30 protein-coding genes are annotated in these 26539 nt (G+C 62.5%); 12 read left to right on the forward strand and 18 right to left on the reverse strand.

Features of this window, described 5'->3' with window-relative positions:
• Window positions 1-88 precede the first annotated feature (88 nt).
• Together BMF35_RS08405 and lepA are read left to right on the forward strand one after the other, a co-directional pair.
• Window positions 89-532 (forward strand): DM13 domain-containing protein, encoded by a 444-nt coding sequence (locus BMF35_RS08405; protein WP_052765871.1) that lies wholly within the window; start codon window positions 89-91, stop codon window positions 530-532.
• Between the two features lie 103 nt (window positions 533-635).
• Entirely contained in the window at window positions 636-2453 is a 1818-nt protein-coding gene (lepA, locus tag BMF35_RS08410; RefSeq protein ID WP_047005560.1) for a translation elongation factor 4, read from the forward strand.
• A gap of 32 nt (window positions 2454-2485) precedes the next feature.
• Here the strand turns inward: lepA and BMF35_RS08415 are convergent, their stop codons facing one another.
• The 6 genes from BMF35_RS08415 to BMF35_RS08445 form a co-directional block, all read right to left on the reverse strand.
• On the reverse strand, window positions 2486-3499 hold the full coding sequence (locus tag BMF35_RS08415; RefSeq protein WP_156172026.1) for a CHAT domain-containing protein: 1014 nt from the start codon (window positions 3497-3499) through the stop codon (window positions 2486-2488).
• 7 nt (window positions 3500-3506) lie between these two features.
• Window positions 3507-3698 (reverse strand): hypothetical protein, encoded by a 192-nt coding sequence (locus BMF35_RS08420; protein ID WP_047005562.1) that lies wholly within the window; start codon window positions 3696-3698, stop codon window positions 3507-3509.
• On the reverse strand, window positions 3679-3867 hold the full coding sequence (locus BMF35_RS08425) for a helix-turn-helix domain-containing protein (RefSeq protein ID WP_047005563.1): 189 nt from the start codon (window positions 3865-3867) through the stop codon (window positions 3679-3681). Before BMF35_RS08425 ends, BMF35_RS08420 begins: the two co-directional genes overlap by 20 nt.
• Window positions 3868-4055: 188 nt before the next feature.
• Window positions 4056-4235, reverse strand: a complete 180-nt coding sequence (locus BMF35_RS08435) for a hypothetical protein (protein ID WP_047005565.1) — start codon at window positions 4233-4235, stop codon at window positions 4056-4058.
• Entirely contained in the window at window positions 4232-4450 is a 219-nt protein-coding gene (locus BMF35_RS08440; RefSeq protein WP_047005566.1) for a sigma-70 RNA polymerase sigma factor region 4 domain-containing protein, read from the reverse strand. Before BMF35_RS08440 ends, BMF35_RS08435 begins: the two co-directional genes overlap by 4 nt.
• Window positions 4447-4776, reverse strand: a complete 330-nt coding sequence (locus BMF35_RS08445; RefSeq protein WP_047005567.1) for a MarR family transcriptional regulator — start codon at window positions 4774-4776, stop codon at window positions 4447-4449. Before BMF35_RS08445 ends, BMF35_RS08440 begins: the two co-directional genes overlap by 4 nt.
• 21 nt (window positions 4777-4797) lie before the next feature.
• On the opposite strand from BMF35_RS08445, the gene BMF35_RS13620 reads away from it, so the two are divergent.
• Window positions 4798-5310 (forward strand): hypothetical protein, encoded by a 513-nt coding sequence (locus BMF35_RS13620; RefSeq protein ID WP_156172027.1) that lies wholly within the window; start codon window positions 4798-4800, stop codon window positions 5308-5310.
• Between the two features lie 278 nt (window positions 5311-5588).
• Here BMF35_RS13620 and BMF35_RS08450 read toward each other — a convergent pair whose 3' ends face one another.
• Window positions 5589-6437, reverse strand: coding sequence for a hypothetical protein (locus BMF35_RS08450; protein ID WP_052765873.1), 849 nt, complete (start codon window positions 6435-6437; stop codon window positions 5589-5591).
• A gap of 39 nt (window positions 6438-6476) precedes the next feature.
• On the opposite strand from BMF35_RS08450, the gene BMF35_RS08455 reads away from it, so the two are divergent.
• Window positions 6477-9740, forward strand: a complete 3264-nt coding sequence (locus BMF35_RS08455; protein ID WP_236781502.1) for a TonB-dependent receptor domain-containing protein — start codon at window positions 6477-6479, stop codon at window positions 9738-9740.
• A 137-nt stretch (window positions 9741-9877) separates the two neighbouring features.
• Here BMF35_RS08455 and BMF35_RS08460 read toward each other — a convergent pair whose 3' ends face one another.
• Genes BMF35_RS08460 through BMF35_RS08470 form a run of 3 tightly spaced genes read right to left on the reverse strand, consistent with a single transcriptional unit; the run spans window position 9878 to window position 13141 of the window.
• Window positions 9878-10801: a class I SAM-dependent methyltransferase gene (locus BMF35_RS08460; RefSeq protein WP_052765874.1), complete on the reverse strand. Its 924-nt coding sequence runs from the start codon at window positions 10799-10801 to the stop codon at window positions 9878-9880.
• Complete coding sequence (locus BMF35_RS08465; RefSeq protein ID WP_052765875.1) at window positions 10798-12396, reverse strand: tetratricopeptide repeat protein; 1599 nt, start codon at window positions 12394-12396, stop codon at window positions 10798-10800. The genes BMF35_RS08460 and BMF35_RS08465 overlap by 4 nt, the downstream gene beginning before the upstream one ends.
• Window positions 12397-12403: 7 nt before the next feature.
• Window positions 12404-13141: a 2OG-Fe(II) oxygenase gene (locus tag BMF35_RS08470; protein ID WP_047005569.1), complete on the reverse strand. Its 738-nt coding sequence runs from the start codon at window positions 13139-13141 to the stop codon at window positions 12404-12406.
• Between the two features lie 128 nt (window positions 13142-13269).
• Between BMF35_RS08470 and BMF35_RS08475 the strand changes: the two genes are divergently transcribed.
• Complete coding sequence (locus BMF35_RS08475; protein WP_047005570.1) at window positions 13270-14079, forward strand: outer membrane protein assembly factor BamD; 810 nt, start codon at window positions 13270-13272, stop codon at window positions 14077-14079.
• 37 nt (window positions 14080-14116) lie between these two features.
• Here BMF35_RS08475 and BMF35_RS08480 read toward each other — a convergent pair whose 3' ends face one another.
• The gene (locus tag BMF35_RS08480) at window positions 14117-14464 is read right to left on the reverse strand and encodes a PilZ domain-containing protein (protein ID WP_047005571.1); all 348 of its coding nucleotides are present in this window, start codon (window positions 14462-14464) and stop codon (window positions 14117-14119) included.
• A gap of 147 nt (window positions 14465-14611) precedes the next feature.
• On the opposite strand from BMF35_RS08480, the gene recN reads away from it, so the two are divergent.
• The 4 genes from recN to BMF35_RS13625 are packed head-to-tail and all read left to right on the forward strand — an operon-like array spanning window position 14612 to window position 18985.
• Window positions 14612-16279, forward strand: coding sequence for a DNA repair protein RecN (recN, locus tag BMF35_RS08485; RefSeq protein WP_047005572.1), 1668 nt, complete (start codon window positions 14612-14614; stop codon window positions 16277-16279).
• Entirely contained in the window at window positions 16279-16770 is a 492-nt protein-coding gene (locus BMF35_RS08490) for an endonuclease domain-containing protein (RefSeq protein WP_082115576.1), read from the forward strand. The genes recN and BMF35_RS08490 overlap by 1 nt, the downstream gene beginning before the upstream one ends.
• A complete protein-coding gene (gene ligA / locus BMF35_RS08495) occupies window positions 16767-18821 on the forward strand; it encodes an NAD-dependent DNA ligase LigA (RefSeq protein WP_047005574.1) in 2055 nt (684 codons plus the stop codon). The genes BMF35_RS08490 and ligA overlap by 4 nt, the downstream gene beginning before the upstream one ends.
• On the forward strand, window positions 18818-18985 hold the full coding sequence (locus BMF35_RS13625) for a glycine zipper domain-containing protein (protein ID WP_156172028.1): 168 nt from the start codon (window positions 18818-18820) through the stop codon (window positions 18983-18985). The genes ligA and BMF35_RS13625 overlap by 4 nt, the downstream gene beginning before the upstream one ends.
• 24 nt (window positions 18986-19009) lie before the next feature.
• Here the strand turns inward: BMF35_RS13625 and BMF35_RS08500 are convergent, their stop codons facing one another.
• The 7 genes from BMF35_RS08500 to BMF35_RS08530 form a co-directional block, all read right to left on the reverse strand.
• Window positions 19010-19342 carry a PilZ domain-containing protein gene (locus tag BMF35_RS08500; protein WP_047005575.1) on the reverse strand — a complete coding sequence of 111 codons (333 nt, stop codon included), beginning with the start codon at window positions 19340-19342 and terminating at the stop codon, window positions 19010-19012.
• 76 nt (window positions 19343-19418) lie between these two features.
• The gene (locus BMF35_RS08505) at window positions 19419-20090 is read right to left on the reverse strand and encodes an SDR family oxidoreductase (RefSeq protein WP_047005576.1); all 672 of its coding nucleotides are present in this window, start codon (window positions 20088-20090) and stop codon (window positions 19419-19421) included.
• 78 nt (window positions 20091-20168) lie between these two features.
• Window positions 20169-20897, reverse strand: a complete 729-nt coding sequence (locus BMF35_RS08510) for a DUF2459 domain-containing protein (protein WP_064971390.1) — start codon at window positions 20895-20897, stop codon at window positions 20169-20171.
• Complete coding sequence (locus BMF35_RS08515; protein WP_047005577.1) at window positions 20870-21775, reverse strand: 50S ribosomal protein L11 methyltransferase; 906 nt, start codon at window positions 21773-21775, stop codon at window positions 20870-20872. The genes BMF35_RS08510 and BMF35_RS08515 overlap by 28 nt, the downstream gene beginning before the upstream one ends.
• 42 nt (window positions 21776-21817) lie before the next feature.
• Window positions 21818-22111, reverse strand: coding sequence for a GIY-YIG nuclease family protein (locus tag BMF35_RS08520; RefSeq protein ID WP_047005578.1), 294 nt, complete (start codon window positions 22109-22111; stop codon window positions 21818-21820).
• Between the two features lie 51 nt (window positions 22112-22162).
• A complete protein-coding gene (locus BMF35_RS08525; protein WP_047005579.1) occupies window positions 22163-23071 on the reverse strand; it encodes an MBL fold metallo-hydrolase in 909 nt (302 codons plus the stop codon).
• A complete protein-coding gene (locus tag BMF35_RS08530; RefSeq protein ID WP_047005580.1) occupies window positions 23061-23786 on the reverse strand; it encodes an SDR family NAD(P)-dependent oxidoreductase in 726 nt (241 codons plus the stop codon). Before BMF35_RS08530 ends, BMF35_RS08525 begins: the two co-directional genes overlap by 11 nt.
• 131 nt (window positions 23787-23917) lie before the next feature.
• Here BMF35_RS08530 and sdhC point away from each other — a divergent pair, with 131 nt between their 5' ends.
• From sdhC to sdhA, 3 genes are read left to right on the forward strand one after another with little or no spacing between them, the layout of a single operon-like run.
• Window positions 23918-24298 (forward strand): succinate dehydrogenase, cytochrome b556 subunit, encoded by a 381-nt coding sequence (gene sdhC / locus BMF35_RS08535; RefSeq protein WP_047005581.1) that lies wholly within the window; start codon window positions 23918-23920, stop codon window positions 24296-24298.
• An 11-nt stretch (window positions 24299-24309) separates the two neighbouring features.
• The gene (sdhD, locus tag BMF35_RS08540; RefSeq protein WP_047005582.1) at window positions 24310-24696 is read left to right on the forward strand and encodes a succinate dehydrogenase, hydrophobic membrane anchor protein; all 387 of its coding nucleotides are present in this window, start codon (window positions 24310-24312) and stop codon (window positions 24694-24696) included.
• Complete coding sequence (gene sdhA, locus BMF35_RS08545) at window positions 24696-26525, forward strand: succinate dehydrogenase flavoprotein subunit (RefSeq protein WP_047005583.1); 1830 nt, start codon at window positions 24696-24698, stop codon at window positions 26523-26525. The genes sdhD and sdhA overlap by 1 nt, the downstream gene beginning before the upstream one ends.
• Window positions 26526-26539: the final 14 nt, after the last annotated feature.

The raw sequence follows: 26539 nt of genomic DNA on the forward strand, positions 1-26539 counted from the left end.
CGGCTTTTCGCACCATAACGGTTTCCGCGGCCGGGCCGAACCCTTTTGCAAGACCGCATACCGCGGCCTGCAATAAGGATATTGACCCATGACCACATTCTTCCGCTCCATCGCTCCGCTCGCCCTCGCACTCGGCAGTACCGGCGCGCTTGCGACCGCCGCTTTCCCTGACACGCTCGCCGCCGCCGAGGTGAACGACACTGGCACTTTCCGCGGCGCGGACCGCTCCCACCCGGCCACCGGCACAGCTGAAATTGTCCCGCTTCGCGGCGGGGGCTTCGGCATCAAGCTGCACAGCAATTTCGACGTGCGCGGCGGACCGGACCTGCGCGTCTGGGTGAGCGAAGCCGGCAATCCACGCAGCGCCCGCGCCGTGCGGGCAGCGGGCTATACCGATCTCGGCCGCTTGCGCTCCAGCGATGGCGAGCAAATCTATCGCATCCCTGCCGATGTCGAGATCGACGAGATCGGATCGGTCGTCATCTGGTGCCGCGCATTCGGCGTGTTCTTCGCCAGCGCCAGCCTCTCGTAGAGTCACGGTTTCGACGTGGCGGAGTGGGCCAACCACTCCGCCGCTTCCACCGCCTACAATCCATGCTGACATTTGTTCGAGGCGGGGCTAATGGCTCTGGCAGATGACAGACCTTTCCAAGATCCGCAATTTTTCCATTATCGCCCATATCGATCATGGCAAGTCCACGCTGGCTGACCGGCTGATCCAGCACACCGGCGGCCTCACTGCGCGCGAGATGAGCGAGCAAGTCCTTGATAACATGGACATCGAGAAAGAGCGCGGCATCACCATCAAGGCGCAGACCGTGCGCCTCCATTACACCGCCAAGGATGGCGAGACCTATGAGCTCAACCTCATGGACACGCCCGGCCATGTGGACTTCGCCTACGAGGTCTCCCGCTCCCTCGCTGCATGCGAGGGCGCACTTCTTGTCGTAGACGCCGCGCAGGGCGTGGAGGCGCAGACGCTCGCCAATGTCTACCAGTCGATCGAGCACGACCACGAGATTGTGCCCGTCATCAACAAGATCGACCTGCCCGCCGCCGAGCCCGAGCAGGTGCGCGCCGAGATCGAGGAAGTCATCGGCCTCGACGCATCCGAGGCCGTGCTCGCCAGCGCCAAATCCGGCATCGGCATCGAGGAAGTGCTGGAAGCCATCGTCGCCAAGATCCCGCCCCCCAAGGGCGACCGCGACGCGCCGCTCAAGGCCATGCTGGTCGACAGCTGGTACGACCCGTATCTGGGCGTCGTCATCCTGGTGCGCGTGATCGACGGCGTCATCAAGAAGGGCCTCGACGTCAAATTCATGCAGGGCGGCACGCAGCACCTGGTGGACCGCGTCGGCTGCTTCAGCCCCAAGCGCACGGACCTGCCGGAGATCGGCCCCGGCGAAATCGGCTTCATCACCGCGCAAATCAAGGAAGTGGAACAGGCCCGCGTGGGTGACACGATCACCACGGTGAAGAACGGCGCGCCCGAAGCGCTGAAAGGCTACAAGGAAGTGCAGCCCGTGGTGTTCTGCGGCCTCTTCCCGGTGGACGCGGCGGATTTCGAGAAGCTGCGCGAAAGCATCGGCAAGCTGCGCCTCAACGATGCGAGCTTCAGCTACGAGATGGAAAGCAGCGCCGCGCTGGGCTTCGGCTTTCGCGCCGGCTTCCTCGGCCTGCTGCACCTGGAAATTATCCAGGAACGCCTGAGCCGCGAATACGACCTCGACCTCATCACCACCGCGCCATCCGTGGTGTACCGCGTGCACCTCGCCCACACGAAGAACGAGGACGCGGAAACCCGCGACATCCACAATCCCGCCGACTGGCCGGACGTCAACCGTATCGAGATGATCGAGGAGCCGTGGATCAAGGCGACGATCTACACGCCCGACGAATATCTCGGCGCGATCCTGAAATTGTGCCAGGACCGGCGCGGCATCCAGACGAACCTCACCTATGTCGGCGGCCGCGCGCAGGTGACTTACGAGCTGCCGCTGAACGAGGTGGTGTTCGACTTTTACGACCGCCTGAAGAGCATCAGCCGCGGCTATGCCAGCTTCGATTACGAGCAGATCGGCCTGCGCGAAGGCGACCTCGTGAAGATGAACATCCTGGTGAACGCGGAAGCCGTCGACGCCCTATCGCTGATCGTCCACCGCAGCGTGGCCGAAGAACGCGGCCGCGGCATGTGCGAACGCCTGAAAGACCTGATCCCCCGCCACCTCTTCAAGATCCCGATCCAGGCCGCCATCGGCGGCAAGATCATCGCCCGCGAAACCATCGCCGCCCTGCGCAAGGACGTGACCGCCAAATGCTATGGCGGCGACATCTCGCGCAAGAAGAAGCTGCTGGACAAGCAGAAGAAGGGGAAGGCGCGGATGCGGGAATATGGGAACGTGAGTATTCCGCAGGAAGCCTTCATTGCCGCGCTGCGGATGGGGGAGGAGTGAGAAAACTCGTGCGAAGACTGAAGAGCCGTTGATCAGCTGACAAGAGGTTTGGTTCGAACGCTGCCAGTACTGCTGATAAGAGTGGGCAGGTCAGAGTCCGTATAACCCTTAGACTTGATACTCAGCTTACCTTGTTTGACAGCGGTTTCCAGTGCCACTCCAGAACTGATAGATTTGTAGAACCTAACAGAGAATTCCGAGGCTGCATCGTCGTCGATGGAGTCAGCCATGGCGATTACGAAGTCAGTAGTTTCTAGAAATTTATCAGCGCCCTCGACCGTGTCACATGCCATCAGGATTAAGCCTCTGGGCTTGAAATCGACAGCATCAAGAAGCTCAGCCACAGTGTCAAAATCCAGAACGGTCCCTCCGGTCTCTCCGATATTTTCATTATCGAAAAGCAGAGTCTTGTCCCCACCATGGCCAGAAAAATGAACCATGTGTGGCTTGAACCTGTTCAGTGCATCAATCAAGTCGTCAAAACTCGGCGCAAGAAAGGGCCTAAGTTCGATCTTACTAGCGAATGACGAAGCCTCGATTGCCTTTGTAACTTGCTTTGCTTCCTGAAGTGTATTTAATGTTGCAGCTGGTTGTGGGTTGGTTACGAGGTAAGCTACCCGAAGCATCTTTTTCGGTGCCTTTGACGAACTTTTCCGCACTTTCGTCGCTCTTACAAAAGAGGTTGGCTTGCTCAGTTCAGGGCGACGCTTGGTCGGCAGCTTTTCGAGCTTCTTCGGATCCGCGACTAGTCTGAGAATTCGTTGCTTGTGGTGTTGGTAAAATGACAGCGTTCGGTACGCCGTGTCATCTTTTGCCTTCGTCTGCTCTGCCAGTCCACTTTCCACCAAGTACTTTCCATGAGTGAGCACGATCTTTCGATCTAGACCTGTCTTGTCTGCGATTTCCTGGACGGTCTTGGTACGCTTCTTATGGAAATACACGGCCTCAAAAACAGCCAGCCGCGGCTTTGATCGGCCGAGTGCCCTGACCGCCCGTTCGATATTCTCTTCAGTATTGGAGCCGGTGTCAGATACGGATATGGTCATAAACACATCACGCCTTTTTGAGGCTTCTGGCCTTCTTTAGAATTCCGCCGGGAAACATCTTGCTGACCGTGCTCTGATCAGCGCCCATCAGTTTGCCAACTTCGTCTTGCGAGAAACCTCGAGAAATGAGGTCAATGACCATGAACTTCTTGATAGCGTCCACATCGCCTGCAAGCTGCTCAACCTTCTTGTTGTCCATTGTCTTTCCCTTTCTTCGGATTGGCCATCAGACGCCTGACTGTGCGTGCACTTACGCCGAGCGCCTCGGCCATTTTGGATTGCGGAAAGCCGGCCTCGGTTAGCTCCATCATTTTGAGTTTCCGAAGCATCTGCAGTTCTTTTAAAATCTCGTCGTCCAGATTGCTCATCTTCAATCTCCAGTGCGTATGCTCTTTGTGAGGCCCTTCGGAAGCATCCGGCTCATAGTGGCCGCACTCACACCAAGAATTGACGCGATTCGGCCTTGCGGTGTTCCACTCTCCAATAGTTGCAAAATGAGGAGTCTCTTTACGTCGCGCATCTCAGCTAACAGATCATCATTGTTGTTCGGCATCGCTCAACTCCTCTTTGCGACATCTTTTAGCAATCCCTTCGGGAACATCCGGCCGATCGTTGTGCCATGAATGCCGAGTGCTGCGCCCAGTTCATCTTGAGTTAGCCCCGTTCGAACCAAGCCCAATATGAGCAGCTTTCGGATCATCTCGAGTTCTTCGATCTCGCTGCGCTGGTTGCTCATTTGCCCTTAACCTTCTTCTTTTGGTCGTAAATGATCTGGCTGACCGTGGCAGGCTTCCCGCCGACAATTGAGGCAATCTCTTTCGGCTGAAGACCTGCTTCAGAAAGAAACATGATCCTTTCGGTCTTAGTCGCCAGATGAGATACCGCCTGGAGCGCTTGAATACGGATCAAAGTATCAATCCGTTCGAGAAGCAGATTGTTGGTGTCCGTCATGCAGGATCGCCTTTTTCGAACTTTTTGATTACAGCAGCGGAAATAGGGTAGAGATGCACCGGCCTCATCTGACCTGATACTTCGGTGCGAACGATAAGGCCGTCATCTGACCAGCGAGCTATGGTTTTGCTGAAGTTGCCGGAATCGATCCCCAGCTGCTTGGCAACTTCTCCTTGGGTCAGCGACCCATCACAAAGATTGTAGGCTTCGATTTGCTTGAGTTTCGTCTTTCCGACACCGACTTGGCTGGCAAGCTGATCAGGCGGAATAGCTTGACGAGCAACAACACTCAAAATTCCTCGCAAGTATGCATCTGAGTTAGACATTGGCGTTCTCCGGCGGAAGTCATGAGAAAATTTAGGGGGCAAAACACCTTCTCGCAAGAGGGTGAAGCTCTTCAAATTAAGATCACCGGCGCCTACTCAATTTCTTGGATAAAAATATCTTGTAAAAACAACCCTAAAATCAATAAATTAGGACGGGCCAAGGCGTCAGACAGTGAAAACCATCAGGCGGTGGATAACTTTCTTGGAAAACGTAGAAATACTTACGGGTGGTCGCGAGCCCGCTCAATCAAATCTAACGCCGCTTTTGGGTCCGCATCTACCATCCCCAACAGCGTCCGCGCCGGAGCATCCGGCGAGCGCCAATGTTGCTCCCAAACCGCGCAATGTCGCGACGGGCACGCGCAGCTTGGCGGCGATTTTCACCTGGCTGAGTTTGGTCTTGGCGCGGATGGCCTTGATGTCGGGGCCTGCGGCAACGGAGCCCTTGCTGGTATCGCCTTCGGCATAGGCAACGACATCGGCCAGCGCGCCTGCGATCTTGTCGAATATTTTAATTTTCGCGTCGTCGTTTGATGACTGGGCAAATAGAACCCCCTCCTTTTCAACGGAGGGTGATGGGGGTGGTTACGCGACCGAGAGGTCGCGTTCTCAATTACTACCACCCCGCTGCGGCTAACCTCACCTACGGTTCTCCAAGCCTCGCCGCCCCTCCTCTGAAGAGGAGGGGGTGGGAGTGGTGCGCTCCTTAACCTCCCTTACCCGCACCCCTTCCGGCCACATTGCCTCCTTCCGCTCCGCTTTCAGAAATCCGCGATGCACGCGGATCTGGCCCGGGCGGTCGCGTGTCGCCATTATTCGTCCTCCCCGGCATCGCGGCGCATTCGGGCGCGGGCGTCCTGGCCGAAGGGGTCGGGATCGCGCAGCACTTCCCAGCCATCGTCCCTTTCCGGCGGTGTCCGGTCGGGGAGGAGGGGGATTTGCTCGGGCGAGGGGCCGGGGATCGCGGCGTCGTCATCCTCGCTGCCGGGGCAGGGCGCGGCGGCGTCCAGCCAGTGGAAGGGGTGGGCGCGGTCGTGTTCGAAGCTGGCTTCGAAGGCGGCTTTCAGGCGGAGGGTTTCGGGGCTCATCATCGCCTCGCGGCGTTCGCGCATCGCGTCGATCTTGGCGTTGAGGCGGGCGAGCGTGGCGGCGCGGTCTGTCTTGCTGTGCGCGATGCGATCGCGCTCCCACTCCTTGCGCCACGCCTTCTTCTCTTCCGCCAGGCGATGCTTGTCGAGCGCGTTCAGCCCCTTCGCCCCGTCCGCCGCAAAGCGCCCGGGCGCGCGGTTCCTCAGCATGAACATCAGCAGCCGGTCATTATATATGGTGCGCGTGCCCACCAGCTTACCATATGAGTACACCGGCACCTCCACCCCGTTGAGCGCGCGGTCCATGGCGACGTCTTCCACCCGGCTCATGCCGATATCGAGCGCGGCTTCCCACGCCTTGCGAAAGCTCCCGGCCTCGGGATGGCGGCGCAGCAGGTAGGCGCCTTCGGGCGCGCGGTTCACCCGGCGCGCGGCGGCGGCGACGCTGCCGGTCTCGGCCAGCGCTTCGATGAAGGCGTGCTGGACTTGCGGCTTCCATCCGTTGGAACGGTCCTTCTTGCGCGGAACGGGCGTGAAGGCAGGCAGGGTGCGGGCAAGGCTGGTCTCGCGCATGGGCGGGCGTGTCCTCGTATCGACAGGTGGGCGGGGCCCATGGCGCTGCACGAGGCCTGTAGGAAAGGGCCGGGCGGTCGCTTACCGATGCGCGGGCGCAACAGTGCCGATTTTCGTGGCTTTTCCATATTTATGGCATTGGCCCCTGCGGCCCGCGATTACGTCTGTCTCCAAAATGTCACACGATTTGATTGCGTGGGAAACCTGTCCACTCACCGATTGTATGGCGGGCCGCGATGGTGTTTGAGGCATGGTCAGGAAGGAGGGATTAGGACGCATCCGGCCCTGACAGACAGGAATCTGCAGCCGAATGTTGCCTTCTTTCCAACGGAATTGCCCACTACCAGGAGCATTTTAATGTTTACTATCAATAAGAAAGCGTCGCTGCTGGCGAGCACGGTGATCCTCGGATCGCTGGTCGCCACGCCTGCCGTCGCCCAGGACGATCCCACGATCGAGCCGAACGCGGCCGAACAGGGCGAGCGCATCGTCGTTACCGGTACGCGCATTCAGCGCCAGAACGTCGACACCGCGGCGCCGATCGCCGTCGTCGACAGCGAAGAATTCTCGCTTGCCGGTGCAGTGAACGTCGAGAACGTGATCAACACCCTGCCGCAGGTCGTGCCGGGCATCACCTCGTTCTCCAACAATCCCGGTAACGGCACCGCCTCGCTGAACCTGCGTGGCCTGGGTGCGACCCGCACCATGCTGCTGGTCAACGACCGTCGCTGGATGTTCTACGATACAAACCAGGTCGTCGACCTCAACACCATCCCGCAGTTCCTGCTGGAAAGCGTTGACGTGGTGACCGGTGGTGCATCGGCCGTTTACGGTTCGGACGCTCTTGCCGGCGTTGTGAACTTCCGCCTGCGTGACCTCGATGGCGCAGAATTCGGTGGCCAGTACTCGATCACCGACCGTGGCGATGGCGACCGCTATCAGATCCACGGCGCGATCGGCACCGATTTCGCCGATGGCCGCGGTAACGTCACGGTCTTCGGTGAATACTTCAACCGTGAAGACATCTTCCAAGGCGACCGCGCCTTCTCGAACTTCGCTCTGGGCGGCTCGCCGCTGCAACAGCTGGGTTCGTCGCTTCCGCCCGAAACGCGTCTGCAGTATCGCGGCGATGGAGACACCACGGGCACCTCGTTTGCTCCGGCTCCGGGCGGCACCTCGAATAGCTTGGGTATCTTCGGAAGCCCCGGCTCGCTCCGTACCTACTCGACGCCTGGTGACCTTTATAACTACGCGCCTGTGAACTACCTGCAGCTTCCGCAAGAGCGTTATATGCTTGGCGGTTACGGTAGTTACGAGATCGCCGAAGCCATCGAGTTCTACGGTGAAGTGGCGTACGTCAACAACCAGGTCGACTCCGAGCTGGCTCCGACGCCGATCCTTATCAATACCTTCCTCGACATCGACTCCTTGGTTGCAAATGGCTTCATCGATGCCGCGACCGAGGCCGAATTCCGTGCGCTCGACGCTTCGGAAAGCGGTGCCGATGCCAATGACGGCACGATCGACGTTCAGATCCGTCGTCGTCTCGAAGAAGCTGGCGGTCGTCGTAACCTCGACGAGCGTAACTCCTTCCGCGTTCTGGGCGGCCTGCGTGGCGGCCTGACGGACTGGCTGAACTACGACGCATACTATATGTATTCGCGTACGCGTAACGCCAACATCCAGCAGGGTAACGCCTCCGTTTCTCGCTTCACCGCTGCCGTCAACGGTACCGGCGCTGAGCAGATCAACATCTTCGGCGCCGGTCAGCTGACGCCGGACATGGTCGATGTGTTCCGCATCCAGGCACAGAATGGCGACATTTCCGACCTGCAGGTGGCTTCGGTCGCTCTTTCGGGCACCTTCGGCGACTTCTCGCTGGGTGTCGCAGAGCCGGTCGGTTTCGCCTTCGGCGGTGAATACCGCGAAGTGAACTCCGAGTTCCTGCCTGACGAATTCCTCGCTTCGGGCGACGTTGCCGGCTTCAACGCCGGTCAGCCGACCGAAGGCGGTTACAACGTCAACGAGATCTTTGCCGAGATCAATGTGCCGTTCGAAACCGAAAGCGGCATGCGTTTGGAACTGAATGGTGCAGCACGTTACTCTGACTACTCGCTCGAGCGTGTCGGCGGCGTATGGACCTATGCTGGCGGCGTTCAGTTCGCCCCGATCGAGGACATCCGCTTCCGTGCGCAGTATCAGCGCGCTGTTCGCGCGCCGAACGTGGGTGAATTGTTCCAGGGTACGGCTATCGGCTTCCCGGGTGCAAACGATCCTTGCGCTACCGCTGCTGCCGGCTCTGGCGCGCTTCGTACGCTTTGTGCCAATAATGGCGTGCCGACGGCGCTTCTGGACGAACTCGCTTCCGGCGACCAAGGCCGTATCGATGCGGCATCGGAGCTGATCCAGCCCGACGGTCAGATCGCGGCGCTCTTCGGTGGTAGCCCTCTTCTCTCGGAAGAGACGTCCGACTCGTGGACGTTTGGTGTTGTGCTGCAACCGCAGGCAATCCCGGGTCTGACGATCACGGCTGACTACTTCGATATCAACATCGAAGATGCGATCTCGACACCGAGCCTGCAGAACCAGCTCGACCTGTGCTATGTGCAGCTGCAGAGCCTGGCCAGCGAGTTCTGCTCGAAGTTCGTTGGCACGCGTGACCCGATCAATGGCGACTTCTCGCGTGACGATGCACCGGTCCTGACCGGTGAGAACGTTGCTAGCCTGTCCACGAGCGGTATCGACTTGCAGGTCAGCTATGGCCTCGATCTCGGCTTCTCGGTTCTGGGTAATGGCGGTTCGGATCTGAACCTGTCGTTCCTTGGCACATGGACGGAAACGAGCGACTTCGCGCCTGACCAGAACAATCCCGACAATGTCGTGGAATGTGCTGCTCGCTTCGGCCTGAATTGCGACGAACCGACCCCTGCGTTCAAATGGACGGCGCGTGCCAGCTATGTCGATGGTCCGCTGACCTTCTCGACCCGCTGGCGTCACCTGTCGGCTGTGGATGATGACGACGATGGCACGGTGTATCACGTCGAGCGCATCGCCGCTTACGACCTGCTGGACCTCACCCTGTCGTATGACTTCATGGAAACGGTGACCTTCACGGTCGGTGTGAACAACCTGTTCGACACGCTGCCGTCGACGCCGGAGTTCAACGCAGCTGGCCAGGTCATCAACGACACCAACACGCTGCTGCTCGGCGACTTTAACAACGCTGAGCAGGCGAACACCTACCCGTCGACCTACGACGTGCTGGGTCGCGACTTCTTCGCATCGGTCCTGTTCCGCTTCTAAGCTGGACTGAACCGGGCGAAAGCTCGAACAAAAGGGCGGGGGACCTTCGGGTCTCCCGCCTTTTTTGTTGTCTGTCAGAACTTCAGCGCGCGCCGAGGCATAGCCTAACGACAGCGCTCTCGGGTCTCCGAACCGGACTAGATGAGGGTGTAGGTGCGGAAATCCGCGAAGGGATCGGGCGACCGCCCGTCGGTCAGCATCGCTTCGCTTGAGAATTGAAGGCCTGCCTCGGCGAGCACATCCACCACGCGGTCGGCGTCGCTGGCGACGGCGGCCGCGTCCTCGAGCGATGCAATACGGCCCAGTTCGTTCTTCGCCTGCGCCTCTATCTCGTCGAGGATGGCTTCGACCTTTTTGCGCTCGTCCCTGCGGCCCATGTGCAGGGTCTGGCGGGTAGCCTCGGCAATTTCCCATGCGGCAGAGCCATCGCCATGCGCCGCCTTGCCCGCCTGAGGCGCCTCGGCAATCGCGGGCGGTATCTCGCCCACGCCAGCATCGCGGGCAGCGAGGCTGGCGCGCGCTTTCGCAATCAGGTCCTGCTCCTCGATAGCCCAGAGGATCTGTATTTTGCGCTGGCGGTTGTGCGCCACGATTGGCCCGTTCAAACGGTGCGTCAGCAGGCCCAACCTGCCACCGGGACGCAGAACGCGCGCTAGTTCGGCAGCTACCCGTTCGATATCGCCATATTCGAAGCCGAACTGGCTGGTGACGGCATCGAAGCTATCGTCCTCAAAAGGCAGGTCTTCCATGCCGATACCGCCACGAAGGGTCGTGCCCTTGGGCGCCGGAGGCAGCGCAGTGGCACGATCGACACCGGTCAGGTCGAGATCGGCACGCCCCTCCGCCAGCATCGATAGGACCACGCCGTCGCCCGTCGCCAGATCGAGCACGCGCGCACCCTTATCGAGCTTTCGGGCAAAGCTCTGCCACACGCGTTTTTGCATGTCGGCAATGCCCTGCCACGCCGACGGCATGCAGCCGCTGCCGCCAGACTGGCCACGGGCGCGCTTGCTGTCACGCTCCCAGAATCTGTTCCACGCATTGTCGGTGTCGATGGTCATGGCGCCACGCCGTCCCCCAAAGTGACATCGAATGCAACAGTCATCCGCCGACCGCCTTCAAAGGGCCGCGTGCCGTGGTACAGCGTGCTGGGAAACAGGGCGAGCGCGCCGACCCGCGGTTGCAGCGTCTCGAGCGGGGGGAGGTCGAGCGGCAGGTCGATGGACGGGCGTCCCAGTTCGAGCCATCCCGCATGCTCGTGGCTCTTCTCCACCTCGTCCGGCAATTCGCAATAGAGCGCGCTGGAGAGGATGCCCGCGGGGTGAACATGCGCGGCGTGGTGATCGCCACCGCCCGCCAGCCGCACGGACCATGATCCGCTGATCGTCCACGGCGCATTGCGATGGCGCAGCAATGGGTGGGCAGCGTCGTAAGCGGGAAGGGCGGCGCGGTACTCCTTCAGCGTGGCGAGGATCGCGTCGCGCAGCGCACGCAGCTCCGGCTCCATCCGGTCGAACAGATTGCCGCGTGTCTGGGTGCCGCCGCGCAGCGATTGGCCCAGCGGCAAGGGCGAGCCGTCATGCAGGTCATGCAGCATGGCGATGGCGGGCGGGAGGACGATGTCGGCGTCTTGCAGGTCGACCATCTGCACAAGGCCGTCCTGCTCGTGCAGCCAATGCGCGCGCGGATCGTCCGCCAGCCGCCAGAGCAGGCCGCGCAGCGCCCAGGCGGAGACGCTCGCCGGGTCACGCGCAAGAGCGCGCTCTACGGCTGTTCCGGCGCGCTCGGTATCGCCGATGCGAAGCGCATGGCGTGCCTCCTGCGTCCAGCGTTGTGCATCGTCGAGCGAAATCGTGCCGAACAGCGCCTCTGCATGGTCATCCTGCCCAAGCGCGCCTGCGAAGGTGGCTTCCATCAGCGCGAATTGCTGTATGTCCGGGAAAGCGGTGCGCGCTTTCTCTGCGACCGCGAGAGCGCCCGCGTAATCCTCCAGCCCCGCCAACAGCGACGCATGGTCTTGCGGAATGGCCGGATTGGCCGGCACCTTGTTCGCGGCATCAGTGTAATGGCTGGTGTAGTCGGTGTCCCCCGCCGCCAAGCGCAACTGCGCAAGGAAGCGCAGCCCATCGGCATATTGCGGCAGCTGCGTCACCAGCTTTTCCGCGATCTCGCGCGCAGCAGCCGTGTCGCCTGCCACGTCCAGCGCCTGCGCCTTGCCGAGCCACAAATCGACGTCGCCCGGATTGGCCTGCAAGGCGCGGTCGAAGCGGTCGAGCGCGTCCGCCTCCGCCCGCTCGATGGCGACCCGCGCCCGGCCATGCAGCGCGCGCACCCGCGCGGGATCGAGCGCCAGAGCGCGGTCATACCAATGCGCCGCCTCGTCGCGCCGGTCCAGCGCACGGGCCACCGCTCCGCGGGTCGAGCAATAGGCAGGATTGCTTTGGCCCTCGGCCTCGCATTGCTGCAACGCTGCCATCGCATCGCCCGAACGGCCCAGCGCATTCAGCGCGATGGCGTGGTTGAGGCGAAATTGCGGATCGTCCGGCGCTTGATCCACAGCGCGCGCGAAATGCGCTTCGGCCTCGGCAGTCTGTCCGGCTTTCATCGCCGCGTGGCCCTGGCTGTTGGCCTGCCGTGCTGCGGCGAGGTCGGTCACGTCCCGCTCACCTGTCGCGCAGCCATCCGCTGATCGCATAGCGCCCGCGTGGCGCGAAGGGCGGGACGTAGGTGACGGCATGGTCCTGCGGCACGGCAAAAAGGTTCAGCGTATTGAATTGCGGCTTGAAGCCCGTTTCCACATTGCCATCCTCGTCGAAGAATACGAGGTAACCGCCCCAATCGGGATGCCAGTCGTCGACGGTCAGGTTGAGCACGTAAGCGATGCGCCAGCCTTCCGCGACATGGCTGTCATTGTGCCGACCGAGGAAGTGGTTGGGCGCGTACAGGCTGGCATGGCCATCGGCCTTGGCGAGATCGTCCATGCCCGAGATATCGCGCATCAACTGCATGAATTCGGGGGCGTTCAGATGCTCCAGCAGCACTTCCATCGGGCCGCCCGGGTCCCAGCCCTGCTGCAGCCCTTCGACCAGCGAGTAGCGGTTGAGCCGGAAAGCGTAATCGCCCTGCGCGGCGGCGCGGTCGGTCGCTTTGACCTGCTCGACCACTTCGCGCCCCACCGCTGGATCGCGCACTTCGCGCCCGCGCCAGCTTTTCGGCTGACCATCGCGGCCAGCCTGCACGGTCACGCCCCATTCGGTGCCGTGTGCGAGGATGTCGCGCAAGGTCCGCGCCGTCTCGTCGGTCAGGATATTGCGCACTTGCATGCGTCGCTTTGCGGCAAATTCCCGGGCCAGCGCCGCGCGGTCGAGATCGGGGTTCAGTGCAAACAGAGCCTTGGCCATCGCTCCGGCTTTATAGAAAGCGCCGGGCGAGGCAACCAGTGCCCGTCCACAGAAAAGCGGCGCGCCTCGCGGCAAAACCGTGCGGACTTCACTTGGCGTTCAGCGGGCACGCAGTTATAGGCTGGGGCATGACTGCGAAGATGACCGTCCGCGGCGCGCTGCTTGGCGCCACCTGTGCCATGCTTTTGACCGCTTGCGGTGGTGGCAGCTCCGCCAACCGCCCGAACGATCTGGCCTATGTCGCGCGCGACGTCGAATCGCTCTACATGGCGGCCAAGGACCGGCTCGATCGCGGCGACCTTGCCATGTCGGCAGCCCTGTTCGACGAGGTGGAGCGCCAGCATCCCTATTCGCCATGGGCGCGCCGCGCGCAGCTGATGAGCGCGTTCTCATACTATGCAGCAGGCGAGTATAACCGCGCCGTGCAATCGGCCACGCGCTTCCTGTCGATCCATCCGGGCAATCGCGACGCGCCTTACGCCTACTATCTGATCGCCATGTCGTATTACGAACAGATCAGCGATGTAGAGCGTGACCAGGCCGTCACGCGTCAGGCGCTTGCCGCGATGAACGAGATCGTGCGCCGCTATCCCGAAAGCCCCTATGCCGACGACGCGCGGTTGAAAATCGACCTGATCAACGATCACCTCGCGGGCAAGGAAATGGAAATCGGCCGCTTTTACGAACGGACGGGCCAGTGGCTGGCCGCGCAGCTGCGTTTCCAGAACGTGGTGGAAAGCTATCAGACCACCAGCCACGCGCCCGAAGCGCTCTATCGCCTCACCGAAACCAGCCTTGCGCTGGGCCTGCGCGAAGAAGCGCTGCGCTACAGCGCGGTGCTGGGCGCCAACTATCCCGGCAATGAATGGTATGAGCGCGCGTTCGAGCTGATGGAAGACCACGCGCCCGAGCAGGTGACGATTCAGTCAGGAGGCTAGGGCAGGCGGGCGGCTGAATAGCCGCCATCGAGGCCCGTCAGGTGCCGTAGCGGAGATTGTCCTCGGCCGGTTCTCCGGACTGTGTGCGGGCATTCAGTTCCAGCAAGTCCTTGATTTCCGGCAGGTGCAGCGGTTTGTCCAGGCGGACCCCTGCAATACCGTCATGCGCCCAGCGGATGGTGCCGGGCAGCTCTTCGTCGGTAGGCGTGGTAATCGTCACCGCGTCGCCCGCTTCATACTTGCCGCCGCCAAGATTGCTGATGCGCGCACCGTGTTGCGACAGCTCGATAAGAAGCCCGGTGGCATCCTTGCGCTGTGCGCGGCGCAGTTGCACCGGCAGCCTTGTGGCATAGCGCTTATGTGCCCTGATGGTGAGCACCGACATGCGGCAATTCCCTTCCGTAATACGACCCGATTAAACCCTGTGAGGGTTAAAAAACCGTGTGCCCTGCGTTTTGCGATGAATTCCACTCTCTCGCGGCGCACCGTCGTTGCGCTGCGACGGGGCGAGCCGTAAAGCTGGGAATCTGCCATGCTGACCTCGCTTGCCATCCGGAACATCGTGCTGATCGAGGCGCTCGACCTGAGCTTCGGGCATGGCCTTGGCGTGCTCACGGGCGAAACCGGTGCGGGCAAGTCCATCCTGCTTGATGCGCTGGGGCTGGTGCTGGGCAACCGGGCCGACAATGCGCTCGTGCGCGGCGGGGAGGAGCAGGCGAGCGTTACCGCGACATTCGAGTTCGAAGCCCTGCCAAGAGCGGTCGAAGAGGCGCTGAACGATGCAGAGGTGGAGCTCGAACCGGGCGAGCCGCTGATCGTGCGCCGACGCCTCAAGGCCGATGGCGGCAGCAAGGCCTGGATCAACGATCAGCCCGTTGGCGTGGCATTACTGCGCACGATTGCCGGCGCCCTGGTGGAACTGCACGGCCAGCATGACGATCGCGGCCTCGTCAATCCGCGCGGACACCGCGCTCTGCTCGATCGCTATGCCGGCGCTGATGTGGCGGGCGTGCGGGCGGCGTGGGACGATTGGCAGGCGGCGCGCGGGGCGCTGGAACAGGCACGTTCCGGCATTGCGCAGGCCAAGGCCGATCAGGATCTGCTGCTGGCTCATCTTTCCGAACTGACCGCCATCGAACCGGAGGATGGCGAGGAAGAGCGCCTCGCCAATGCGCGCGCCGATATGCAGAAGGGCGAGAAGCTGGCAGGCGATCTGGAAGACCTGCGCGCGCTATGGGATGGATCGGATTCGCCGCTCGCATCGCTGCGGGTTGCCGCGCGCAAGCTGGACCGGATTGCCGAGGAACACGCGCTGCTGACCGAAGCGCTGGGCGCTCTGGACCGCGCGGTGATCGAGGCGGGCGAAGCGGAGGAAAAACTGCAGGCCGCCGCCGAAGCGATGCAGCACGATCCGCAGGAACTGGATCGCATCGAGACGCGCTTGTTCGAATTGCGGGCACTGGCGCGGAAACATTCGTGCCAGGTGGATGATCTGCCCGAAGTCATCCGGACCTTGCGCAGCAAGCTCGATGCCATCGAACAAGGCGATGCCGACCTTGCCGATCTGGAAGCGGCGGAGCGAAAAGCGCACGAGGTCTACCGCGCGCGGGCCGAGGCTTTGCATGCCAGCCGCGTGGCCGCCGCGATGCAGCTGGACGAAGCGGTCGCCGCCGAGCTCGCTCCGCTAAAGCTGGACGCCGCGCGCTTTCGGACGGCGGTAAATGCCTTGGAGGAAGAGCGCTGGACCGCTGGCGGCATGGACAGCGTGGAATTCCTCATCGCCACCAATCCGGGCGCAGATTTCGCGCCGCTCAACAAGATCGCCTCTGGCGGCGAACTCTCGCGCTTCATCCTCGCACTCAAAGTCGCGCTGGCTGAGCAGGGCGGGGCGGCGACGGTAATCTTCGACGAGATCGACCGCGGCGTTGGCGGGGCAGTGGCGTCGGCTATCGGCGAGAGACTGGCGCGTCTGGCGAGCGAGGAAGGGCAGTTGCTGGCCGTGACGCACAGTCCACAAGTGGCTGCCCGCGGGGCGCGACACTATCTGATCGCAAAGTCGTCCGAAGGGACGGTGACGAAAACGAGCGTTGCGCTGCTGGACGAAAGCGGCCGGCAGGAAGAGATCGCGCGGATGCTGTCCGGCGCTGAGGTGACGCCCGAGGCGAGGGCGCAGGCGGATCGGTTGCTGGAGGGGGTGTGATGCGTGGCCTGTTCGCAAGCACCTCTCACAAGGAGGAGGGTGAGAGGAAAGTCCCCTCCTCTTCAGAGGAGGGGGTTGGGGGTGGTGCGGTATCCCGCACAACTCTACTCGAACGCGCGCGCCAGATGCGGAACAACCCGACCGAGCCGGAGAAACGGTTATGGCAACATTTGCGGGGCAGCCAGCTATCGGGCTGCAAGTTTCGCCGACAGACCATTATCGACAATCGCATCGTCGACTTCTTTTGCCCCGAGAAGGGCGTAATCGTCGAGGTCGATGGCGACACGCATGATCGGCACAGCGATGCCATACGCGATAAGCGGATGCTGGATGCGCATGGGTTCACGACAGTCCGGATCACCAATGAAGAGGTCATTCAGAACATCGATGGCGTGCTGACCTTTATCGCACTTCAGCTGGCAGAGGCTGGCGACCGTTGGCGTCGCGGCAACCACCCCCTGACCCCCTCCTTTGAAAAGGAGGGGGAATGATGAATGATGCCCAAGCCGCCAACGAGTTGATGCGTCTCGCGCGGCAGATCGCGAAGCATAACAAGCTCTACCACGCCGAGGACGCGCCCGAGATCTCGGATGCGGAATATGATGCGCTGGTGCGGCGCAATGCCGAGCTGGAGGCGCAGTTTCCACATCTCGTCCGCGCGGATTCGCCGTCGCAGGCAGTGGGGCATGAGATCGCCGCTTCGCCGCTCTCCAAGGTCGAGCATGAAGTGCGGATGCTCAGCCTCGACAATGCTTTTGCCGACGAAGAGGTGGCCGATTTTGCGGCGCGGGTGCGGCGGTTCCTGTCGCTGGACGAAAGCGAGACGGTCGCTTTCACCGCTGAGGATAAGATCGACGGGCTATCCTGCTCGCTGCGCTACGAGAAGGGCGAACTGGTGCTGGCCGCCACGCGCGGGGATGGCTCGGTCGGCGAGACTGTCACCGCCAATGTCGCGCATGTCGAAGGCATTCCGCAGGCGCTGAAAGGCGATGTGCCCGACGTGTTCGAGATACGCGGCGAGGTCTATATGAGCCGCGCCGATTTCGCAGCGCTCAATGCAGCGCAGGAGGAAGCGGGCGGCAAGCTGTTCGCCAATCCGCGCAATGCGGCGGCGGGTTCTTTGCGACAGAAGGATGCGAGCGTCACGGCGGAGCGCCCGCTCAAATTCTGGGCGCATGGCTGGGGCGCTACGAGCGATGTGCCGGGCGAAACGCAGCAGGATGTGGTGCGCGCCATCGAAAGCTGGGGCGTGCCGGTCAGCCCGCTTTTCACCCGCGTCGAAAGCGTAGAGGCCATGCTGGCGCATTACGCGACGATCGCCGCCGCGCGGCCCGACCTTCCCTATGAAATCGACGGCGTGGTCTACAAGGTGGACCGGCTCGACTGGCAGAAGCGGCTGGGCTTTGTCGCCAAGGCACCGCGCTGGGCGCTGGCGCACAAGTTTCCCGCCGAGCGCGCCGAAACCACGGTGGAGGCCATCGACATACAGGTGGGCCGCACCGGCAAGTTGACGCCTGTCGGGCGGCTCGCGCCGGTGCTGGTGGGCGGGGTGACTGTCACCAATGTCACGCTGCACAATCGCGACGAGATCGCGCGGCTTGGCGTGCGTCCGGGCGATCGGGTGGTTATCCAGCGCGCTGGCGATGTCATCCCGCAGGTCGTCGAGAACCTGACCCGCGATGCGGACCGCCCTGCCTTCGACTTTCCCGATCATTGCCCGGTCTGCGACAGCGAGGCTGTGGCCGAGGAAGGCGAAGTCGATGTGCGCTGCACCGGCGGCCTGATCTGCCGCGCGCAGCAATTCGAGCGGTTGAAGCACTTCGTCAGCCGCGGCGCGCTCGATATCGATGGGCTGGGCGAAAAGACTATTGCCGAGTTTATCGAGCATGGCTGGCTGGACAGCGGGCCTGCGGACATTTTTCGCCTGAAGAATCGCGAGGCGGAGATCCTTGCGCTCGACGGGTGGAAAGAGAAATCGGCCCGGAACCTGCTCGCCAGCATCGAAGCCAAGCGCCAGCCCGATGCGGCGCGGCTGCTATTCGGTCTCGGTATCCGCCATGTCGGCGCGGTGACGGCGCGCGATCTGCTGAAGCATTTCCACGCGCTTCCCGCCTTGCGGGCTGCTGCCGAAGCCGCGCGGGCAGGGGACGAGGATGCCGCGCAATCGCTGACCGCCATCGACGGTATCGGCAGCGCGGTGGTCGAAGCGCTTGGTGATTTCTTCCACGAAGAGCACAATCGCGCCCTCTGGGACGATTTGCTCAGCGAAGTTTCGCCCCCGCGTTACGAGGTGGAAAGCGTCGACAGCCCGGTGGCGGGCAAGGTCGTCGTCTTTACCGGCAAGCTGGAGACGATGAGCCGCGACGAGGCGAAGGCGCAGGCCGAGCGGCTGGGCGCGAAAGCCAGCGGCTCCGTGAGCGCGAAGACAGACTTGCTGGTGGCAGGCCCGGGCGCTGGATCGAAGCTGAAAAAGGCCGAGGAACTGGGCATCGAAGTGATGGATGAAGCGGGCTGGGCGGCCATTGTGGAGGCAGCCGGATGAAATCGATACCGCGTGAAAGCTACATTCCGCTGGGCCTTATCGTCGGGGCGGGCATCGGATCGCTGACGGGCAATCTAAGTCTGTGGGTCGCGCTTGGGCTGTGCGTCGGCGTTGCAATCTACACGCTCAGCGAGGGAAAGGATGACCCGCCGAGCGAGGTATAAATCTGCGAGATACCTACGCGCCCGTTAGCCCTGCGGCGGCTTGTCCACATTGCCTTCGCCAAGGCTGCGCAGGTCGAAATGCTGGCGGATATGCTCCAGCACGGCGGGATAGAGCGGGTTTTCGAACCGGATGCCGCTATATGGCTGATCCTGCCAGCGGATGGTCGCATCGATCGGGCCGACCGGACCGATCTTGATCGTGCAGGATGTGTCCGGCTTCAGATAGCCCATCCGGTCGAAAATGCGGCAACCCTTTTCCGAAAGATCGACAATCGTCACGTCGCGCGCGCCAGTCCCGGTGCGCAGCCGTCCGATGATCGAGATTTCGTGCCGCTGCGTACCCCTATCTGCCGTCATGGTGTAGCCCTCTCACCATCTTCCCATCGCCCTCATGCGATATACTATGGCGTCATGGCAAAATTGCGTTTGGTTTTCAATCGTTCGGCATCAGGTGAATTTCGCGCACCGATGAAGTTTTCGGCTGCTCGAGCGCGAAGACGACGGCATCCGCAATATCTTCCGGCTGCAATTTATCCGGCTTGGCTTCGTCGAAGAAGGGCGTGTTGACCATGCCCGGCGTGATGACGGTGCAGCGCCCGCCCCACTCACGCATTTCCTCTGCCAGGTTTCCGGCGAAGCCCTGCACGAACCACTTGGTCGCGCCGTATACGCTGCCTTTCATGTGATCGCGCCCGGCCTTGGAGCCGGTGACGAGGAACATGCCCTTGGTCTTTTTCAGCTCCGGCATGCTGGCATGGGCCGCGTACAGCACGGCAAGGATGTTGATGTGTATGACATCGTGCCATTCATCGGGATCGCCGTTCTCGACGCCCGGCTTGTCGATACCCGTTCCGGCATTGGCGTAGACCGCATCGAGGCTGCCGAACCTTTCGACCGTCTGGGTGATGGCGGACTGGATCTGGTCGCGCTTGGTGACATCGCAGGGGATGGCGAGCGCGGCATCGCCGATCTCGTCGGCCAGCGCCTGCAATTTGTCTTCGGAGCGGGCAAGCAGGGCGACGTTCCAGCCGGCCTCGCTTGCCGCGCGCGCGGTGGCAGCGCCGATGCCGGAGGATGCGCCGGTGATAAGGAGCGTTTTGGACATTATGAGCCTCTTTCGGAAATGTGGGTGTTTGACCCATCAGCGAAAGAGGCGAGGGGAGGTTCCCTACGGGCGGGGCGGTCAGACGGTCTCGTCCGGCTCGGGTATCCATTTCATCACCCCGCCCGCCAGCGGAGTCCAAATGCCCATTTCCACCCCCGCTTCGGCCAGCGTATCGCCCACCCAGGTGTTGCAGGTGTTGGTCATCGTGTAGCTGCCATGCGCCTCGTAATAGGCGTCTGCCGCGAATGTGCCGCGCAGGATTTCGCGCGTTTGGCCTTCGGGCAAGCTCGGCAGGGCGCCATCGATGGCCGCCACCAGCCGCTCATACTGCGCCACCGAAATGCGAACCGGGCGGAAGTTCTCGTCGGCGCGCGGGCGGACGTAATGGCTGACCCGCATGATCGGGTCGCCGCCGACCGTGGCGATTCGCAGCGCCGTGCTTGGCTTGAGGTCGCCCCATGTCAGCACTTCGAGAAAAACTTCGCGCTCGCCCCAGCCGATGGCGAGATGGGTGGGCATCAGGCCGTCCGGCCGCGGCATGGAAGCGCTGGGAAAGGTCTCGCGCCAGTCCTTGGTCGAGGTGACGATAGGCACGATGATGCCGGTATGCGTGCCATTGGTCTCGACCATGATCTCGACCGTTTCGGCGACGTCGGCAGGGGCCGCCATGGCGCGGCCATCGGGGATGGAGCTGCCCACCCAGGCTGCCAGAGGGTAGCCGAGCACGACCAGCGCCAGCGCGGCGGCGATAAACTTCGCCGCCCGAATGGCGCGCGGTTTCAGCCTCGAAAGCGGTCCCTCAACCATAGGATCGACCAGTCACCATTGACGATGCGCCGATGCAAGCGAAAACCGTTCTTGCGGTAGGCAGCGACGACTCCCTCCTGCTGCCGCTCGAGCAGGCCAGCCAGCAGGATCGAACCGCGCGGCGCAACGGCGGCGGTGAAATCGGGCGCCATTTCGATCAGCGGACCGGCAAGGATGTTGGCGATCAACAGGTCGTATGGCGCGCGCGCCTGCAGGGCGCCATCGTCCATGCCATCGGCGATCAGCATGGCCAGCTCGCCGCGGTCGGTGCCGACCGGCACATCGTTCAGCGCGCAATTGCCCAGCACGGCAGGCCCGCAAACCGGATCGATATCGCTGGCAACCGCGTAGGCCAGCGGCCAGAGCGACAGCGCCCCGAAGGCAAGCAGTCCGGTGCCGGTGCCGATATCGGCAAAGCTGCGCGGGCGTAGGCCCACGGCATGCATGGCGTCGAGCATCACGAGACAGCCGGCAGTCGTCTCGTGATGGCCCGTGCCGAAAGCCTGCGCGGCCGGAATGCAGAAATTGACGGTGCCCGGTTCTTCGCTTGGCGGATGATCGGGCGTATGGACGTGGAAGCGTCCCGCTCGGATCGGTTCCACACCGCGCTGGCTTTCGGTGACCCAGTCCGTGTCGGGCAGTTTTGCGCTTTCCAGCTTCGGTGCGTGACCATCGAACAGCGCCAGCACGGCCTCGCGCTGCTGGCGCGTCGGCTTAGCAGAGAGATAGGCATCCAGCCGCCAGAGCTCGGGCGTGTCCGGGTCGAGCTCGAAGCCGGTGAGCACGATGTCGTCATCCCACAGCGGATCTTCGTCGCGCCGGTCCAGCGCAGCCTCGACCGCCGCTTTCGGCGCGGTCGCGGAGAGCTTCCAACTCATGGACAGCGACCGTCACCCCCGCGAAGGCGGGGGTCCAGCTTTTTATGGGATGACAAGATCGGCATAGCGGTCTTCCCAATCGGGATTCTGCTCCTCAATCAAGCGAATTTTCCAATCGCGATTCCATTTCTTCAGCGCCTTTTCGCGTGTAATGGCATCGTCAATGCTATCGTAGCGCTCGGCGTGGACGATCGCCTTGCATCCGTATCTTTGGATGAAAGCGCTACCTTTCCCATCGCGATGCTGTGCGACCCGGCGGGCTATATCTGGGGTTAAACCAATATGGATCGTGCCGCGATATCGGTTCGCCATGATGTAAGTCCAACCACCGCGCATCTTATGAAGGAAGCTGGATCCCCGCCTTCGCGGGGATGACGGAGAGGAGGCTCATTCGCCGGCCTCGTGCGCCAGGCGCGCTTCCAGCCGCTCCAGCCGGTCGGCGGCGTAGGCCTGGCAGTCCATTCCGCCTGTCAGATCGCCTGCGATGAGCTTGTCACGCATGCCGCTGGCCGAGGGATGCGGGGTGAGCAGGATGTCGCAATCGAGCGCGGCGAGGCGGGCAATACCGTCGCGAAAGGCCTGCACATATTCGGGATGGTCGGAGAAGCGGTAATCATCGGCGCTCACTGCGGAGAGGCTATCGGCATAGGCAATTGTCACGCATTGCCCTGCCTCATCGCAGCTTTCCCAATACCAACTGAGCGCACCGGGCGTGTGTCCAGGCGTGTGGATCGGCGTGATGCCATCATATCCGTCGTCAAAAAACTCCAGATCTTCGGGAATCTGGACGACGGGTTCTGTCGCCGGAGCAAACGATGCGTGATCGGATCCCGCCTGCGGGTCGGCATCGGTAGGTCGCCCGCTGAAAAGCACTGGCATCGCTGCGATCGATGCCGCGATAGTCGCGCCAGTCTCGGCGCGGACCATTTCTATCCCGCCGACGTGGTCGTAGTGTTCATGACTGAAGTATATGTATGCAATATCGTCAGGGTCGAAACCGAGCGACCGAATGTTGGCGAGAACGTGCTGCGCGCCACCTTGCGTGCCGACGTCAATCAGCGTGTCGTAATATTGACCGTCGATCAAGATGGCGCCGATGCCACAGGTTCCGACATAATATGTGTTCCCATGCACACGGAACGGCGGGCCAGCCTTGTCCCATTCGTCCCAATCCTCGCATGCGGAAGCCCAGTCCGCACCTGAAGACACTGTGGTCTGTACATTTGCCGGGCTCGCCTGTGGCTGTGCGCAAGCTGTGAGGACAAGGGAGAGCGGCAGCACATATTTACCGGACATAGCTTGCTCCATTGGCGTCGATTACCGCGCCGGTCATGCTGGGCGGCGCGTCCAGCGCGCAGAAGACGGCGATGTCGGCGATTTCCTCCGGTTCCGCCACGCGGCCAAGCGGGATGTCGGCAAGCAGGCCTTCACCGCCGCGGCTTTCCAAATAGCCACCCGCCATGGCGGTATCCACGAAACCCGGCGCGATGGCGTAGCTGAGGATGTTTTGGGCGGCATAGGCACGGGCGATAGTCTTGTGCATGGCCAGCATCCCGCCTTTCGCGGCGGCATAGTGCCAGTGGCCGGGGCTATCGCCGCGATGCCCTGCGCGGCTGGCGATGTGAACGATCCGACCCCCTGAAGAATCATTGGCGCTTTCGCGCTGTTGCCAGTGGCGCACGGCGAAGCGGCTGAGCTGCGCGGCGGCCGTCAGGTTGATACGCAGCGTATCCTCCCAGCGGTCCAGCCATTCGATATCGCTGGCGTTCAGCGGGATATCCTCGAACAGGCCGGCATTGTTGACCAGCACGTCCACGCGCCCATCCAGTCTGTCGATTGCTTCTTGCCACAGCATTTGCGGCGCGGGCGGGTCAGTGAAGTCGGCGGCAATCGTGCGCGCGTCCACAGCGCGCGTGGCGTGGCCCATCACATTGCAGCCACGCTCTGCCAGCTGGTCCGCAATCGCCTGGCCGATGCCCCGGCTGCTCCCCGTTACGAGTACATTCGTCATGACCGTGGGGCATAGCGGCCAGTCCGCATCGGGGAAAGCTCCGACATATGGCGGATACGGCCCAAGGCCCGCTTGCCACAGCCGTATGATCCGCTAGATGGCTGTGACGCATTCAAACTCTGGGAAAATCCATGGCAAATCGCCCGCTTTCACCGCATCTGGGTATCTATAAATGGGGGCCGCACATGGCGACCTCCATCCTGCACCGTGCCTCCGGCGATGGCATGGCATTTGTCGGGCTGGCCGTGCTGCTGTGGTGGCTGGGCGCGCTGGCGGGCGGGCCCGGCAGCTACGAAACCTTCCTTGAGCATGCCTCGGCCTGGTACGGGCAGGTCGTGCTGATCGGCCTGACCTGGGCCTTCTTCAACCACGCCAGCAGCGGTATCCGCCACTTCGTGCTGGATATGGGCGCGGGCTACGAACTGAACACCAATCGCACATTCTCGGTCGTCTCGATGATGATGGGCGTGGTGCTGACAGCGGCCTTCTGGGCCTTCATCTATCTTCGCTAAGGGGCGCTGACATGGGCAACGGAACTTCCATCGGCCGGGTACGCGGCCTCGGCTCGGCGCATGAAGGCGCGCATCATTGGCTGGTGCAGCGCTTCACTGCGGTCGGCAATCTCGTCACCGTGCTGTTCCTCGGCATTTCGCTGGCGCTGATGGACAACTACTCCTTCGATACCGTTGCCGGATGGGCGGCAGAGCCGCTGCCCGCCTTCATGCTGGCGCTGCTGGTGGTCTCGGTGTTCTGGCACGCGCGGCTCGGCCTGCAGGTGCTGATCGAGGACTACGTCCACGCACCCGGCAGCAAGTTCGCCGCGATCCTGCTGCTCAATCTCGTCATTTTTGCAGGCGGCGCCTTCGGCCTGTTCTGCATCGCCCGCCTTGCATTTTCAGGAGCCGCCTGATGGCCCGCACCCAGACTTTCGAAATTAACGGACGCGCATACCCGATTACCGACCACACATACGATGTGGTGGTCGTGGGTGCGGGCGGCTCGGGCCTGCGCGCCACCATGGGCGCTGCCGAAGCCGGGCTGAGGACGGCGAACATCTCCAAGGTCTTCCCCACGCGTTCGCACACCGTGGCAGCGCAGGGCGGCATCGCCGCTTCGCTGGGCAACAATACGCCCGATCACTGGTCGTGGCACATGTACGATACGGTGAAGGGCGCAGACTGGCTGGGCGACCAGGACGCCATCGAATATCTCGCACGCGAGGCCCCGCAGGCCGTGTACGAGCTGGAGCATGCCGGTGTGCCGTTTTCGCGCAACGAGGATGGCACGATCTACCAGCGTCCCTTCGGCGGCCACATGCAGAATATGGGCGAAGGCCCGCCCGTGCAGCGCACCTGCGCGGCGGCCGACCGTACGGGGCACGCCATGCTCCACGCGCTCTACCAGCAGAGCCTGAAATACGCGGCGGATTTCTACATCGAATATTTCGCCATCGACCTCATCATGAAGGATGGCCGCTGCGTTGGCGTGATCGCCATGTGCCTGGACGATGGAAGCATCCACCGCTTCCGCGCGCATGGCGTGGTGCTGGCGACGGGCGGCTATGGCCGCTGCTATTACACCGCGACCAGCGCCCACACCTGCACAGGCGACGGCGGCGGCATGGTGCTGCGCGCAGGCCTGCCCTTGCAGGACATGGAATTCGTGCAGTTCCACCCCACCGGCATTTACGGCGCGGGCGTGCTCATCACCGAAGGCGCGCGCGGGGAGGGCGGTTATCTCACCAATTCCGAAGGCGAGCGTTTCATGGAACGCTACGCCCCTTCGGCCAAGGATCTGGCGAGCCGCGACGTCGTCTCCCGCTCCATGGCGCTGGAAATGCGCGAAGGGCGCGGCGTGGGCGAGAATGGCGACCATATCTACCTTCATCTCGACCATATTCCGGCCGACACGCTGGCCCAGCGCCTGCCCGGCATTACCGAGAGCGGCAAGATTTTCGCCGGCGTCGACCTGACGCGCCAGCCGCTGCCCGTCACCCCGACGGTGCATTACAATATGGGCGGCATTCCGTGTAACTATCACGGCGAAGTCGTGACGGTCGGCAAGGATGGCCCGGATACCGTGGTGCCCGGCCTGTTTGCCGTGGGCGAGGCTGCGTGCGTGTCCGTGCACGGTGCAAACCGCCTCGGCTCCAATTCGCTGATCGACCTGGTCGTGTTCGGCCGCGCGACCGGCTTCCGCCTGAAAGAGCTGATCACGCCCGGCACCAGCCATGACGAACTGCCCGCCGACAGCGCCGACATGGCGCTGGGCCGCCTCGACCATTTCCGCCACGCCGATGGCGGCAGCACCACTGCTGCGGTTCGCGCCGAAATGCAGCAGACCATGCAAAAGCACGCCGCCGTGTTCCGCGACAGCGAGCTGATGGCCGAAGGCGTGCGCTCGCTTACCGAGACGAACAAGCGCATGGCCGACATCAAGGTCCATGACCGCTCGCTGATCTGGAACAGCGATCTGATCGAGACGCTGGAGCTCGACAATCTGATGGCGCAGGCCGTCGTCACCATGCACTCGGCGGAAAACCGCAAGGAAAGCCGCGGCGCCCACGCGCACGAGAACTTCCCCGACCGCGACGATGCGAACTGGATGAAGCACACCGCAGCGTGGTTCGAAGGCTGGGGCGGCAAGGGCGGCGATGTGAAAATCGACTACCGCCCGGTCCACGAATACACGCTGACGGATGATGCGGAGTATATCGAGCCGAAGAAGCGGGTGTATTGACCGGACTAGGGAGC

The organism is Aurantiacibacter gangjinensis (assembly GCF_001886695.1).
Lineage (GTDB): Bacteria > Pseudomonadota > Alphaproteobacteria > Sphingomonadales > Sphingomonadaceae > Alteraurantiacibacter > Alteraurantiacibacter gangjinensis.

Bases quoted from the DNA above. Each gene is read 5' to 3' on its own strand.
- BMF35_RS08510 (WP_064971390.1), bottom strand. From the start codon at position 20,897: ATGGTTGAGGGACCGCTTTCGAGGCTGAAACCGCGCGCCATTCGGGCG.
- BMF35_RS08405 (WP_052765871.1), top strand. From the start codon at position 89: ATGACCACATTCTTCCGCTCCATCGCTCCGCTCGCCCTCGCACTCGGC.
- sdhD (WP_047005582.1), top strand. From the start codon at position 24,310: ATGGGCAACGGAACTTCCATCGGCCGGGTACGCGGCCTCGGCTCGGCG.
- BMF35_RS08460 (WP_052765874.1), bottom strand. From the start codon at position 10,801: ATGACCATCGACACCGACAATGCGTGGAACAGATTCTGGGAGCGTGAC.
- BMF35_RS08520 (WP_047005578.1), bottom strand. From the start codon at position 22,111: ATGCGCGGTGGTTGGACTTACATCATGGCGAACCGATATCGCGGCACG.
- BMF35_RS08415 (WP_156172026.1), bottom strand. From the start codon at position 3,499: ATGACCATATCCGTATCTGACACCGGCTCCAATACTGAAGAGAATATC.
- BMF35_RS08450 (WP_052765873.1), bottom strand. From the start codon at position 6,437: ATGCGCGAGACCAGCCTTGCCCGCACCCTGCCTGCCTTCACGCCCGTT.
- ligA (WP_047005574.1), top strand. From the start codon at position 16,767: ATGATGAATGATGCCCAAGCCGCCAACGAGTTGATGCGTCTCGCGCGG.
- BMF35_RS08505 (WP_047005576.1), bottom strand. From the start codon at position 20,090: ATGTCCAAAACGCTCCTTATCACCGGCGCATCCTCCGGCATCGGCGCT.
- BMF35_RS08435 (WP_047005565.1), bottom strand. From the start codon at position 4,235: ATGAGCAACCAGCGCAGCGAGATCGAAGAACTCGAGATGATCCGAAAG.
- BMF35_RS08490 (WP_082115576.1), top strand. From the start codon at position 16,279: ATGCGTGGCCTGTTCGCAAGCACCTCTCACAAGGAGGAGGGTGAGAGG.
- BMF35_RS13620 (WP_156172027.1), top strand. From the start codon at position 4,798: ATGAGAAAATTTAGGGGGCAAAACACCTTCTCGCAAGAGGGTGAAGCT.
- BMF35_RS13625 (WP_156172028.1), top strand. From the start codon at position 18,818: ATGAAATCGATACCGCGTGAAAGCTACATTCCGCTGGGCCTTATCGTC.
- BMF35_RS08425 (WP_047005563.1), bottom strand. From the start codon at position 3,867: ATGAGCAATCTGGACGACGAGATTTTAAAAGAACTGCAGATGCTTCGG.
- sdhA (WP_047005583.1), top strand. From the start codon at position 24,696: ATGGCCCGCACCCAGACTTTCGAAATTAACGGACGCGCATACCCGATT.
- BMF35_RS08530 (WP_047005580.1), bottom strand. From the start codon at position 23,786: ATGACGAATGTACTCGTAACGGGGAGCAGCCGGGGCATCGGCCAGGCG.
- BMF35_RS08440 (WP_047005566.1), bottom strand. From the start codon at position 4,450: ATGACGGACACCAACAATCTGCTTCTCGAACGGATTGATACTTTGATC.
- recN (WP_047005572.1), top strand. From the start codon at position 14,612: ATGCTGACCTCGCTTGCCATCCGGAACATCGTGCTGATCGAGGCGCTC.
- BMF35_RS08515 (WP_047005577.1), bottom strand. From the start codon at position 21,775: ATGAGTTGGAAGCTCTCCGCGACCGCGCCGAAAGCGGCGGTCGAGGCT.
- BMF35_RS08455 (WP_236781502.1), top strand. From the start codon at position 6,477: ATGGCGCTGCACGAGGCCTGTAGGAAAGGGCCGGGCGGTCGCTTACCG.
- BMF35_RS08525 (WP_047005579.1), bottom strand. From the start codon at position 23,071: ATGTCCGGTAAATATGTGCTGCCGCTCTCCCTTGTCCTCACAGCTTGC.
- BMF35_RS08475 (WP_047005570.1), top strand. From the start codon at position 13,270: ATGACTGCGAAGATGACCGTCCGCGGCGCGCTGCTTGGCGCCACCTGT.
- BMF35_RS08480 (WP_047005571.1), bottom strand. From the start codon at position 14,464: ATGTCGGTGCTCACCATCAGGGCACATAAGCGCTATGCCACAAGGCTG.
- sdhC (WP_047005581.1), top strand. From the start codon at position 23,918: ATGGCAAATCGCCCGCTTTCACCGCATCTGGGTATCTATAAATGGGGG.
- BMF35_RS08420 (WP_047005562.1), bottom strand. From the start codon at position 3,698: ATGGACAACAAGAAGGTTGAGCAGCTTGCAGGCGATGTGGACGCTATC.
- lepA (WP_047005560.1), top strand. From the start codon at position 636: ATGACAGACCTTTCCAAGATCCGCAATTTTTCCATTATCGCCCATATC.
- BMF35_RS08500 (WP_047005575.1), bottom strand. From the start codon at position 19,342: ATGACGGCAGATAGGGGTACGCAGCGGCACGAAATCTCGATCATCGGA.
- BMF35_RS08445 (WP_047005567.1), bottom strand. From the start codon at position 4,776: ATGTCTAACTCAGATGCATACTTGCGAGGAATTTTGAGTGTTGTTGCT.
- BMF35_RS08470 (WP_047005569.1), bottom strand. From the start codon at position 13,141: ATGGCCAAGGCTCTGTTTGCACTGAACCCCGATCTCGACCGCGCGGCG.